Here is a 12,092-nt window from a genome sequence, read left to right as displayed (position 1 = left end):
CAGGAACGGATGAAAGGGTTTTAGTCAGTATGGTTTATGGTTGCTATAAGTTATCAAAAGCTCCGATGGAGCCTGGGGTTTTTTGATCCACTTTTGCTAGAAACAGGAAGCTGTTATGCAGCCTGAAATTTACTGGTAAACTTCTCCATTATCCTTCCCTTACGCATTCCTGTGTGCCGGAATGATCGGCGGCTCTCCGTTGAAGGGGTTTCCCATGCTGGATATGTTGGCAATGCCCAGCGTCGTGCCCCAGCTTACAATGGAATTCCCTCGTTTGTCTGTTCCGTAGCGGTTCCGCAAAAGATCCATCGCCTGATACAGATTTAGTTTTTCTTCTGAATCGTCAAACATATTGATCTGGTAATTTCCGTTGGCCAGATCGCTGAATGTAACGCCCACAAGCCGTACCATCATCCTGCGGTTATGCAGCTGATCGAATAATTTTTCAATTTGGGGTATCAGCATATGATCTGCTGATGTGTATGGGATTTTCATTTGTCTTGAAAAAGTGTTGAAGTCCGAATAGCGTATTTTAACCGCAATGCAGGACGTTAATTTATCCCCGTTTCTCAGTTGATAGGCAAGGTTTTCGGCCATAGCTCTGATCATTTCCCGCATTCGTCTCACGTCCCCTGTGTCTTTTCCAAAGGTGCGCTCATTGGAAATTGATTTTCGTTCATGAAAGGGGATAATGGGCGTGTCATCCCTTCCATTTGCGCGGTTCCAAAGTACAATGCCATTTTTACCCAATACTTTCGCCATCATTTCCACAGGCATTTCCTGTATTGTTTTCACATGTTTTATGCCCAGGTTATAAAGAATCTGGTTTGTTTTATCGCCCACCATCGGGATTTTCTGTACCAGCATCGGCGCCAGAAAGGATTTTTCCGTGCCAAAATCTATTTTTCGCTCATTGTCTGGTTTCGCAGTCCCGGTTGCTACTTTCGAAACCAGTTTATTGGCAGAGAGTCCAAATGAAATTGGAAGTCCTGCTTCTTTTTTAATGCGCATCCGTAGCTCCTGCGCCATTTTGTAAGATGATCCCTGGAATCTGTCCATACCTGATAAATCTGCGTAAAATTCATCGATACTGGCTTTTTCAAAAACTGGGACTGCTTCCCGGATAATTTCAGAAACGACTTTTGAATGCTCGGAATAAACACCGCCTTCGCCGCGTATAACCGTAGCCTCCGGGCAAAGGTTTTTTGCCATTTTCATGGGCATTCCTGAGTGCACACCGAATGAACGGGTTTCATAGCTGCATGCCGCCACGACGCCGCGGTCGCCAATGCCTCCTACCAAAATGGGTTTTCCTTCCAAACGATTGTCAATTTTACGTTCAACAGACACAAAAAATGTATCAAGGTCCATGTGCAGAATGGTTCGTTCCATGGCGTTTTGGAATTTTTACTAGTTAATGGATTATTTCCAAAATTATGGATTTATTCCTGAATATGCAATGGAAATATTCCAAAAAAATTATATCTTTGAAAATATTAGCCAGTTAACCACAAGTTTGTCAGACCTATGCCGATCGAAGAAGAAAGCAAACGTTTCAAGCAAATAAGAGAGGAGTTGAGCCTTACTCAGGCTGCATTTGCCGAGCAACTGGGTATTAATGCGACCACGGCGGATATTGAGCGGGGGCGAACAAGAATACCGGGGCAGGTTGTTAAGGAGCTTTTGAAGCAGCACCATATCAACCCGTTGTGGCTTTTTGGAGAAAGCGGACAAAAATATCTTCGGATAGGAGAGCCCGTGATGAGTCCGAAAGTGGTGACTGTCGATAATGTCGGCCAGGATAATATTGTCCTGGTCAGTGCAAAGGCTGCGGCTGGTTATCCCCATAACATTGGGGACGCTAACTGGTTTGAAAATTTACCGGCTTTTGGCATCCCTTTACCGGAGTTCCGGAATGCGACTTTCAGAGGATTCCAGGTGGACGGCGACAGCATGACGCCGGTCTTGCAGTCGGATGAATGGATTGTAGGAAAGGCTGTTGAAGGCTGGGAGCATGTGAAAAGCAACCGGATGTATGTCGTTGTGACGGCTGACAGCATTTTGGTGAAAAAAATTCAGAAGGATGACAAAACAACTTTTGTAAACCTGGTTTCCCTTAATCCCGAATATGGCCCGATTCCTGTTGACAGGAGCGAGGTCAGGGAAATCTGGCAGGTCCATAGTAAGCTTACTTTCGATATGGAAACCGATTCAACCTCTGTAAGTTTGCAAAACCTGCATCAGGAAATGAAGGAGTTGAAAGAGGAGGTGAGGAAGCTGGTGAAAGAATGATATTTTTCAATAATGAAAACGACATTGTAAAATATGAATAACGTTCGTCTTTACTTCGTAAACAAGCCGGTGTTCATCAGTTATTCGACGAGACCAAAGGCCGCTAAGATTTCGTTTTAACGGTTCAGGTTTGCCTTTTCCATCGAATGGGGTACGGAGACATTCCTTGATAAGCTCATTTATTTTCTTTAGTACTTTTTTATCGGTATCCTGCCAGTACAGGTAATCAGTCCAGGCATCGTGATCCCAGGACAAAGTCATTCTTTAAATAAATTATGGTGCTCAATTATCCCTTGTTTTGATCTTTCTAAGGCATCAGAAAGACGTTGCTCATTGGCGGGGGTGCTAAGCAAATAATTGGTGGTATCCATTTTGGACGCCACATGGATGTCCGTTTTTTTTACTTTAATAAACGGTATACTTTCCAGCAATTCCATTATAAACGAAACTTTACTGTCGGGCACTTCAAGTTCAATTTTCATTGGTAAATTCATATTAGTGCTTCATTAACAAAAATAGTGATAAAAATTGTAAATTTTCTGACGCTATGATTTTAGAAAGAATGAAAAAGTGACCTGTATAACTAAGACGTTTCTTCGTTATATAGGTCACTCATTTTTAATTTTCTCGTGGAAGAGGAAGTTAAGGCGGTTAAATCACTTTAAACCTCTTCTGCCATCAATTGTTTCTCATACAATTCCTTATAAGCGCCATTTTTGGTCATCAAGTCGGCATGAGTGCCTTGTTCTACAATTTTTCCTTTGTCCAGCACGACGATCTTATCAGCCAGCTTGGCAGAAGAAACCCGGTGTGAGATAATCACGGAAGTCCGTTCATCCATGATGCGTTTGAGGTTTGTCAGGATAATGTTTTCCGTGTTTGTGTCAACCGCCGAAAGGCAGTCGTCCAGAATAAGAACCTTTGGGTCACGGGCAATGGCGCGGGCAATCGAAAGCCTTTGTTTTTGTCCGCCTGATAAGGTGATACCGCGTTCGCCCAAACGGGTTTCAAAACCCTGGGGGAAATCCTGGATGTTACGAAGCAAATCAGCGTCTTTAACTGCCAGTTCGATGCGTTCCTGAGACATGTCTGTACTTCCAAACCGAACATTGTTGGCGATTGAATCTGAAAATAAAAATACGTCTTGGGGCACATAACCCAACTGACGGCGATAGGCATGCACGTTGTAATCCCGAAGCGGGGTGCCGTCAACCAAAATTTCGCCTTCGGTAGGATCGTAAAGACGACAAAGCAAATGCGCCAGCGTGCTTTTTCCGGAACCAGTTGTGCCTAAAATCGCTACACTCTCACCATGTTTTATTTCCAGATTGAAATTTTCTATCGCCTGTATGCCTGAATCCGGATACACAAATCCCACATTTTTAAAGGAGATAATTCCGTCCAGGGTTTTCTCGACATTCTTATCGGAAACAATGGTATTTTTCACATTCAAAAATTCATTGATACGCGTCTGGGACGATGCCGCGCGCTGGATCTGGCTGGTCGTCCAACCCAAGGCCATCACCGGCCAGGTGAGCATGTTGACATACAGGATAAACTCGGTAATATTTCCCGGCGTAAGATTTCCGTTCATGATCTCTTTACCACCAACAAAAATGACCAGGATATTGCTGATCCCGATCAGCAGCACAATAACAGGGTAAAAGAAAGCATCGACTTTGGCCAAACGAAGCGACTTGTTTTTAAAATCTTCCGCTTCCGTTTTGAAATTGGTAAACGAATGTCTTTCCTGAACGAAAGATTTAATAACCCTGATGCCCGAGAAAGCCTCCTGCACATACGTGGAAAGTGCTGAAAGTTGTTTTTGAATCTCCTGGGAGCGTTTCATCATCATGCTGTTTACCACATAAATACTGATGGAAAGCAGTGGTAGCGGCAACAATACGTAAAGGGTCAGTTTTGCATTGACCGTAAGCATGTAGGAAATAACGAGGATGAAAAGTACGATCAGGTTAATCCCGTACATTAAAGACGGTCCGACGTACATCCGGACATTGCTCACATCTTCGGAGATTCTCGCCATCAAATCGCCGGTGTTATGGCTCCTGAAAAAACTTGTGGGTAAAGTCTGGTAATGATTGTAAACGTCATTTTTGAGCTCATACTCAATATGTCTCGACATGACGATAATGGTTTGTCTTACCAGAAATAAGAATATTCCTTTAAGCAAGGCCATCGCCAGAATGAGCAGTCCGTATAACAAAATCGTGAAAGCAAAGCTGTCGTATAATTCGGACTGCAAGGCTGCGCCGTCAAATAAATAATAGACGTCGAGGGTTTCACCGACCAGATCCAGTGCATAACGAACAAGTTGCGCCGGAATAATTCCAAAGAGATTAGAAATTATAGTAAAAATTATTCCTAAAATAAGATACCATTTATACTTCAAGAGGTACTTATTGAGGTACTTAAGTGCTTTCACGTGGTAATGCGGTTGATTTGGTCTTTGCGTTATTCTTCAGTGATTTATTTGGTCGTTAACCTTTCTTACTGAAATGATTATCCGCAATGAAGAAATTACTAAAATTAAATACGCCGGTTTTTTGCCGGTAATCGAAATTTCGTCAGATTCTGGTGTGTTTAAATACCAACATGCAAACGTTTTAAAACGTTGCAAAATTAAAAAGCCTGGCTTGCATTTTTCCATTTCTAAACAAAATAGTCTAATTTTGCGGTCAATTTTAATATTAACGCGGGGTATTGTAAAATAAAAAACCTTGCTTAACACGCAGATACGTTCTTTGGTTTACTGTACCTTTTATCCAATTAGTGTTCCGGCTTATGCTGAATAGAAGATTATTACGAACAAAAGCTGTTCAAGCTCTTTATGCGCGCAAATTAACTGCTGATGCCAACCGATTACTTGCTTTGGATCAGATTGAGGAAGCATTTGCCCCTGATTTGAACTCTATGGAGTTTCAGGATAAGCAGAAATTAAACAACAATAAGCGTTTGGCGGGACTAGCGTTGGATGAACTTATTAAAAGCGGCGAAGTGAAGGAGAATGAGGAGTTTACTGCCGAAGTACTGAAAGTTGCCGAAAGCGCATTCAGAGCGTATAAGAGACAGACTGAGGGAGACGGAGAGAAGATGGTTCGCCGGGTGTTGAATGAAACGGAATCTATTTACGTTGATTTTATCCGGGTTTTGTCGATGTTGCTGGAACTGGCACATCAGGCGAAAATGGACCGTGAGCGCAGATATGATGATCCCGAAGCACCTTTCCCAAAGGACGGCGGTTTGAACACCAATCGTGTAATCAATGTTCTTCAGGCAGACAAAACGCTGGAAGAAGAAATCATCAGAAACGGTATCAACTGGAGTAATGACATGAACATGATACGTAAAACCTATCGTGAAGCATTACGTAAGAATGCCGAGTATGAGGCATACTGCCACAAAAAGGAACACACCGAAGAAGAGGATCAACAGATCATCCAATACATTTTACGTCAGATCATTTTAAAACATGAAGTTCCCCTGGATTTCCTGGAACAGCGTGATTTATATTGGGTAGATCACAGTGAACTTATCCGAGGACTTGCAATTAAAACGCTTAAGTCGGCTGATAATGCAGCTACTTTTGGTCTTGCACCGTTGACAAAAGACTGGGAGGAAGATCGTTTCTTTGTAGAAGAACTATACAAAACGGTGATCGAGGAAAGTGATCAGTATGATATTTATCTTGACGAACAGCTGAAAAACTGGGAGCTTGACCGTATTGCCTTGGTCGATATGATCATCCTGAAAACGGCTTTGGCCGAGCTGATCCACTTCCCGGGAATCCCAGTAAAAGTGACGATCAATGAGTTTATTGAAATTGCAAAAAGGTATAGCACGCCAAAAAGCGGCAAGTTTATAAATGGTGTACTGGATGTGCTTTCAGTCAAACTGGCGGCAGAAGGTGTTGTCAGAAAAAGTGGCCGCGGATTGATCGATAATAAATAGGCACAGAATTTTTAGGCTGAAGGGCAGAGGGGAAACCCGAAAAATTTGTTTATTGTAAATAATTTAAAAGCTAACCACCAACATTTGCGGCTAACCGCTATAAATTATAATGCCATGAGTAAATCAAGCCGTAGTTTAATTGCATTTTTGACAGGATGTGCCACAGGAGCAGCGTTGGGTATTCTTTATGCTCCCGATAAGGGAAATGTACTTCGTACACAGCTGACTTACCGGTTGTCGAAATACCGTGAAAAGTTGCAAGCTGTTATTGAAGACCTGATCGAAGGTAAAAATCAGCCTGACAGCTTTGCAAGGGCCGAGGGAGAGCGTGTCGTGAATGATGCGCGTGAAAAAGCAGAAAAATTGCTTGAAGACGTTGATCGTCTGATGGCGCAGATAAAAGGTCAGACCAACTGATTTAACTTAACGTATGAAAAAAATTGCTGCATTCGTAGTTCTTTCGGGAATTGCTTTCATGCTTGTTAATTGTTCAGGTTCCGAAAAAAAGACTGAAACGAAAAACGGAGACATTAAACTTCCGGTTTTTACACTGACGGACAGTTCGTCCTATGATTTCGGTACTATCCAGGAAGGTGAAATTGTGGAACATGTTTTTTATTTTAAAAATGACGGACCATATCCGCTGATTCTGAACAATATTACGTCATCATGCGGCTGCACAACGCCGGAATGGCCCCGTGAACCGATCAGCCCGAATGCTGCTTCGAGCATAAAAGTTCGTTTTAACAGCAAAGGCAAATCGGGTCCGCAGGTGAAAACAGTAACGGTGTATGCCAATACAGATCCTGCCTATTCGGAGTTGCGTTTGAGAGGTATTGTAAATGCAGCACCAAAACCGGAAGCAGCAAAATAAAGTGGGAATTTATTTCCCGACAATGTATCTGCATTGATCTCGTTTTAATTATCTAAATAACCCTAATTTAATAATGACACTTTCAATTTTATTACAAGCAGCAGGTGGCTCACAAGCCATGATTTATCAGGTCGTGATGTGGGTTGGGATTATAGGGGTATTTTATTTCTTCATGATCCGTCCGCAGCAAAAGAAACAAAAGGAGCAGAAGGCGCTTCTTAACAGCATTAAAAAAGGAGATCAGGTTGTTACAATCGGTGGAATCCATGCAAAAGTTTACACGGTGGAAGAAACTTTAGTAACACTTGAGCTGGATAAGGGTGTAAAATTGACTGTTGACAAATCGGCGATTGCCCGTACTGTTGCAGAATAATAGAATTAACAGAAGAACGTTATCTATTTGAAATAATATTCATAGTGGTGTCAGGGGTGGCCTTTATAGTTGATATAAGGTATTTACATCAAATCCCTGATACCGCTATTTTTGTATAATACTTAACTGTACATTTTAATGTGCAATTTTTAAAAACCAGCTGTGAGTAACATTCCTTCAGGTCGGAATAAGATTAAAACTTTTATAGGGTGTTTTTTGGCGGCTACATTTTTCTGGTTGATGAATGTGCTGAACAAAGACGATTACTCCATAAGGCTCAGCTATCCGCTGACGGTTGAGTATGATGCCACTGCCTTCGTGCCGTTACAGCCATTGCCTAAGCGAATTTCGGTCAATGTGACGGGGGATGGATGGAATCTGCTCAGGAAATCCTGGCTGAATTTCAACGCTTTGCCCGTGGTTTATAAAGTACTGAATCCTACCAAAGCAAGTTTTATCAACTCAACATCACTGACAGACCAGATCACAGAGCTTTTTCCGGATGTAAAGGTTAACTATGTGGTTTCCGACACATTTGAATTGAGTTTTGAAAGAAAGATCCGCAAAATTATCCCGATCCGTATTGACAGTGCTGGGATTAATATGCGTGAAGGGTATGTGATTTCAAGTATCATAAATATTTCGCCGTCATTAATTTCAATTGATGGTCCTATTTCCCTGGTGCGGGGTTATCCGGATACGATTCGTATCGGAATCCCTACGACGAAAATCCAGAATAACTTTGATGAAAGTCTCCAGATTCCTCTTCCTGTAACCCCTTTGGTGGAAGTCAGCCACCGGGATGTATACGTAAGTTTTGAAGTGGCGCAAGTGTTGGGTAACATAAAGTAATTTGATTTCTCTGGCTTCAAAAGTTCCTGATTCTTGTTATCAGATCTGCAACCACCAAACGTTAATCATTAACCTTCAATGAAAGTGAATATAGGCGTAACAGGTGGAATCGGCTCGGGTAAAAGCATTGTCTGTAAATTATTTTCCTGTCTTGAGATTCCTGTTTACGACGCTGATACCCGGGCAAAATGGCTCACAAATCATGATGTGACCATACGAAAGGCTGTTGTCGAATTACTAGGTGCGGAATCTTATACGGAGTCTGGTGAATACAACCGTTCTTATGTTTCCTCCAGGGTTTTCAAAAACCCTGATCTTCTCAAAAATCTGAATGCCATTATTCATCCGGCCGTGGGTAAAGACACAGCGGACTGGTTGACAAGAAATAGTGAATCTCCTTACCTGATCAAGGAAGCGGCTCTTATGAATAAAGCCGGCGTTAATAACAATCTTGACTATGTGATTGTAGTGCAGGCCCCCATTGCACTTCGAATTCAGAGGGTAAAAAATCGGGATGAAAACCGTTCGGAAGAGGAAATCAGAGCGATTATCGCAAGACAAATTTCAGAAGAAGAACGCGAGGCGATCGCCGATTTTACGATCAATAATGATGAAAATGCCGCTTTAATTCCTCAGGTTCTGCATCTTCATCAATTATTCCTGCAAATTGCCGGTGCAAAATAAATTAAAAATCAACATCCAGTCCCAGGGCTTGTTTTAATTGCAGCAAGTAAGGGTTTTTCTCAGCCATATAGTTGAATTTTTCCGCAGGCGTGTATGGTAACCTTTGCACCTCATGGGGAGCGACACGCGCGTTAATATCCAATTTTGGCGCATTAAACCTGCTTTTTAGATAGCCCAGCAAATCATAACGCATGCCCTGTATCGCATCCATCTGCGGATCATTGTCGAGCGCAATCTGGATGGTGAAATCTACCAGGTCAACGGCCCGGTTTAGGGCTATGCCTTCCGTTGTAGAATCTTTGGTTTTTCTCCTGTGCTCCGCAAATTCCTGCCAGACCTGTTGTAAATTTTCCAGCGTCAGCTCCAAAGTCGCCATCGGAACCGGCTCAGGATTTTTGTTTTCCTGTAATGTGGCGACTTCCTTCACCGGTAAAGTTTGTGCCGATGGCGTGGAAGGAATAAGCTGCGTTGTACTGCGTAATTTTGAGGGTTTCGCTGCGACAGGCGCTATTTGTTGCGCATTGTTGGTAGCAAAACCGCCATTGGTCTCGCTTGCCGGACTTTCATAAGCCGACGCCTTTGGTTCATTATTTACGGATTGCTGTTGAGGCTCAACTTTTTTTTTTGCCGTTTCATCAACGGCTGCATGAGAATTAAGTTGAAGAACATGGGGTAAATTTGCGAGTTTCATGAGGCATAACTCCACATGCAACCGCTGATTTTTCGCAGCCTTGTAATTGACGTCACATTGGCTGGCGACACTTAATGCAGATAGCAAAAAGCTCATATCCGCATTTCGGGACTGATCAACATATTTCCTCTCCGCAGATTCGGAAACTTGCAACAGGGAAACCGTTGCGGCATCTTTGCAGACCAGAAGATTTCTGAAATGTTCCAGTAAACCGACGACGAACAAATGTCCGTCAAAACCTTTTCTTAATATTTCGTCAAACAAAACCAATGAGCGTGCGACACTCGCAGCCGTTAAGGCATCCGTTATTTTGAAATAATAATCATAGTCAAGAATATGCAGGTTTTCTAAAACGGCTGCATAGGTCAGATGGTTATCGGTTGAAAAAGTGACATTTAAATCAAACATCGAAAGGGCATCTCGCAAACCGCCGTCGGCTTTTTGGCCGATGAGTTCGAGTGCTTCTTTTTCCGTTTCAATGCCTTCCTTTTTCGCAATATCAGCCAGGTGATAAGCGATGTCTTTGGGCTGGATACGGTTGAAATCAAAAATCTGGCAGCGCGATAAGATCGTCGGCAGGATTTTATGTTTTTCAGTGGTAGCCAAAATGAAAATCGCGTAGGCAGGCGGTTCTTCCAATGTTTTCAGAAAGGCGTTAAAAGCCGCCGGAGAAAGCATGTGGACCTCATCAATGATATAGATTTTATATTTTCCGGTCTGAGGCGGATAGCGCACCTGATCGATCAGGTTACGAATATCTTCCACAGAGTTATTGGAAGCAGCATCCAGTTCGTGGATGTTGAAAGAAGCGTTGTTCTGAAAACTGATACAGGATTCACATTCGCCACAGGCTTCTACGTCATCGCCAAGATTCTGACAGTTAATTGTTTTTGCTAAAATCCGGGCACAAGTCGTTTTCCCAACACCACGCGGACCGCAAAACAGAAAAGCCTGCGCCAGGTGATTGGTACGAATTGCATTTTTAAGCGTAGTCGTAATATGTGATTGGCCAACCACCGAGTCGAAAGTGACTGGACGATACTTTCTGGCCGAAACAACGAAATGATCCATGGGTGCAAGTTAGCTCCGTGCGGTGGAATTTCAAATTACTTTTTCACAGCCAACGGGTAAACACGGACATAATCAATCTCCATTTTTTGAGGGAAAATGCTGTCATCCACACCTTTCTGTCCTCCCCAGTCGCCTCCGACAGCCATGTTTAATAATAGGTGAAAAGATTTATCAAAGGGCCATTGCTCCCAGGAATAGCCGGATTCTTTGACAAATCTGAAATATTCCTGCCCATCGACAGCGATGGAAACGTAGCCTTGAGTCCATTCGCAGGAATAAATGTGAAATGCGGTCGAAGCGTCGGTTAACACAATCTGGTTTCCTTTATTTGTTTTCAGTACGTGGTTGAATGCTTTGGTGTGTATGTTGCCATGGATACGGTTCTGATCAAAGCCGACGTGTTCCATAATATCAATTTCGCCATTGTCGGGCCAGCCTTTATTGCCATAAGATTGCTCAGTTCCAAGCATCCAGATCGCAGGCCAGGTTCCCCGGCCCTGAGGCAGCTTCGCCCGGATCTCAAATTTTCCATACAGGAAATCAGCCTTGCCTTTTGTTACGAGCCTGGCTGAGCTGTAAGGCTGCTTCCCAGATTTTTCTTTTCTTGCTTCAATAATCAGATTGCCGTTTTCAACGCGGGCATTTTCTAAATTCTCGGTGTAGTTTTCCAGCTCATGATTTCCCCATCCGTGTCCACCCAGGTCATAACCCCATTTTTTTGCATCCGGTTTTCCTGAGTAATCAAATTCGTCTTGCCAGATTGGTTTGGAGTCAAATTTGTATTTGTCCGAAATCGGCGGTGCTGGAACGGTTTGTGATTGCGAACAATCCACAAACCCGATCAGGAAGAGTAAAAAGAAATACAGTTTTGGAGGTGAATATTTTTGCATATTTTTAAACAGACTAACCTTGATTTTTAGCAGTTCGTTGCGGTAATTTTGAGAAGTCCATTTTTCTTAACATTGCATTGGCTTCATCCAACTTTTTTTGAACAATCTGTTCACCTGTAAGTTTTTGCTCGGGACTACTTTTCTTTGTTTTCATGGTTTTTGTTATTTTAATTTAGAGTATGTTTTGGATTGTATTAAACTAATAATGAGAGCCAGTCGTTAAACTTGTTGAATCTCACCTCAAACAAGTTTATGAAATCGAATTTCAAAGAAATGACTGACTCTCAATGGCAATTTGTCGAAAAAATAGTTGACAACAAAAGGGCAAGACAACATTCCTTAAGAACCGTTGTAAATTCTATTTTTTGGCTTGTTGAAACTGGAACGCAATGGCGA

Annotated in this window: 15 protein-coding genes; 8 read left to right on the top strand and 7 right to left on the bottom strand. The window is 42.5% G+C overall.

The window, feature by feature from the left end:
* Positions 1–159 precede the first annotated feature (159 nt).
* The gene (gene dinB, locus RB622_RS22330; RefSeq protein ID WP_308048901.1) at positions 160–1,392 is read right to left on the bottom strand and encodes a DNA polymerase IV; all 1,233 of its coding nucleotides are present in this window, start codon (positions 1,390–1,392) and stop codon (positions 160–162) included.
* Between the two features lie 135 nt (positions 1,393–1,527).
* Here dinB and RB622_RS22325 point away from each other — a divergent pair, with 135 nt between their 5' ends.
* Complete coding sequence (locus RB622_RS22325; RefSeq protein WP_308048900.1) at positions 1,528–2,292, top strand: LexA family transcriptional regulator; 765 nt, start codon at positions 1,528–1,530, stop codon at positions 2,290–2,292.
* A 6-nt stretch (positions 2,293–2,298) separates the two neighbouring features.
* Here RB622_RS22325 and RB622_RS22320 read toward each other — a convergent pair whose 3' ends face one another.
* The 3 genes from RB622_RS22320 to RB622_RS22310 form a co-directional block, all read right to left on the bottom strand.
* A complete protein-coding gene (locus RB622_RS22320) occupies positions 2,299–2,553 on the bottom strand; it encodes a Txe/YoeB family addiction module toxin (RefSeq protein WP_308048899.1) in 255 nt (84 codons plus the stop codon).
* A complete protein-coding gene (locus RB622_RS22315) occupies positions 2,550–2,774 on the bottom strand; it encodes a hypothetical protein (RefSeq protein WP_308048898.1) in 225 nt (74 codons plus the stop codon). The genes RB622_RS22320 and RB622_RS22315 overlap by 4 nt, the downstream gene beginning before the upstream one ends.
* Positions 2,775–2,953: 179 nt before the next feature.
* A complete protein-coding gene (locus tag RB622_RS22310) occupies positions 2,954–4,735 on the bottom strand; it encodes an ABC transporter ATP-binding protein (protein WP_308048897.1) in 1,782 nt (593 codons plus the stop codon).
* 359 nt (positions 4,736–5,094) lie between these two features.
* Between RB622_RS22310 and nusB the strand changes: the two genes are divergently transcribed.
* The 6 genes from nusB to coaE all read left to right on the top strand — a co-directional run bounded on the left by nusB (position 5,095) and on the right by coaE (position 9,044).
* Entirely contained in the window at positions 5,095–6,261 is a 1,167-nt protein-coding gene (nusB, locus tag RB622_RS22305) for a transcription antitermination factor NusB (protein ID WP_308048896.1), read from the top strand.
* Between the two features lie 114 nt (positions 6,262–6,375).
* On the top strand, positions 6,376–6,678 hold the full coding sequence (locus RB622_RS22300; RefSeq protein ID WP_308048895.1) for a YtxH domain-containing protein: 303 nt from the start codon (positions 6,376–6,378) through the stop codon (positions 6,676–6,678).
* A gap of 13 nt (positions 6,679–6,691) precedes the next feature.
* Positions 6,692–7,135 carry a DUF1573 domain-containing protein gene (locus RB622_RS22295; RefSeq protein WP_308048894.1) on the top strand — a complete coding sequence of 148 codons (444 nt, stop codon included), beginning with the start codon at positions 6,692–6,694 and terminating at the stop codon, positions 7,133–7,135.
* 73 nt (positions 7,136–7,208) lie between these two features.
* Positions 7,209–7,508 (top strand): preprotein translocase subunit YajC, encoded by a 300-nt coding sequence (gene yajC, locus RB622_RS22290; protein WP_308048893.1) that lies wholly within the window; start codon positions 7,209–7,211, stop codon positions 7,506–7,508.
* 216 nt (positions 7,509–7,724) lie between these two features.
* Positions 7,725–8,360 (top strand): hypothetical protein, encoded by a 636-nt coding sequence (locus RB622_RS22285; RefSeq protein ID WP_308048892.1) that lies wholly within the window; start codon positions 7,725–7,727, stop codon positions 8,358–8,360.
* 78 nt (positions 8,361–8,438) lie between these two features.
* Positions 8,439–9,044 (top strand): dephospho-CoA kinase, encoded by a 606-nt coding sequence (gene coaE, locus RB622_RS22280; protein ID WP_308048891.1) that lies wholly within the window; start codon positions 8,439–8,441, stop codon positions 9,042–9,044.
* Between the two features lies 1 nt (position 9,045).
* Here the strand turns inward: coaE and RB622_RS22275 are convergent, their stop codons facing one another.
* From RB622_RS22275 to RB622_RS22265, 3 genes are read right to left on the bottom strand one after another with little or no spacing between them, the layout of a single operon-like run.
* Positions 9,046–10,806 (bottom strand): DNA polymerase III subunit gamma/tau, encoded by a 1,761-nt coding sequence (locus RB622_RS22275; RefSeq protein WP_308048890.1) that lies wholly within the window; start codon positions 10,804–10,806, stop codon positions 9,046–9,048.
* A 35-nt stretch (positions 10,807–10,841) separates the two neighbouring features.
* Positions 10,842–11,696, bottom strand: a complete 855-nt coding sequence (locus tag RB622_RS22270; protein WP_308048889.1) for a glycoside hydrolase family 16 protein — start codon at positions 11,694–11,696, stop codon at positions 10,842–10,844.
* Between the two features lie 13 nt (positions 11,697–11,709).
* Positions 11,710–11,850, bottom strand: a complete 141-nt coding sequence (locus tag RB622_RS22265) for a hypothetical protein (protein WP_308048888.1) — start codon at positions 11,848–11,850, stop codon at positions 11,710–11,712.
* A 98-nt stretch (positions 11,851–11,948) separates the two neighbouring features.
* On the opposite strand from RB622_RS22265, the gene RB622_RS30385 reads away from it, so the two are divergent.
* On the top strand, positions 11,949–12,092 hold a 144-nt coding region (locus tag RB622_RS30385), incomplete at its 3' end, for a transposase (protein WP_409021812.1).

Source organism: Dyadobacter sp. LHD-138, from assembly GCF_030929615.1.
GTDB lineage: Bacteria > Bacteroidota > Bacteroidia > Cytophagales > Spirosomataceae > Dyadobacter.
Note: the sequence above shows the minus strand (reverse complement) of the source record. Positions and strands in the feature narration are given on the sequence as shown.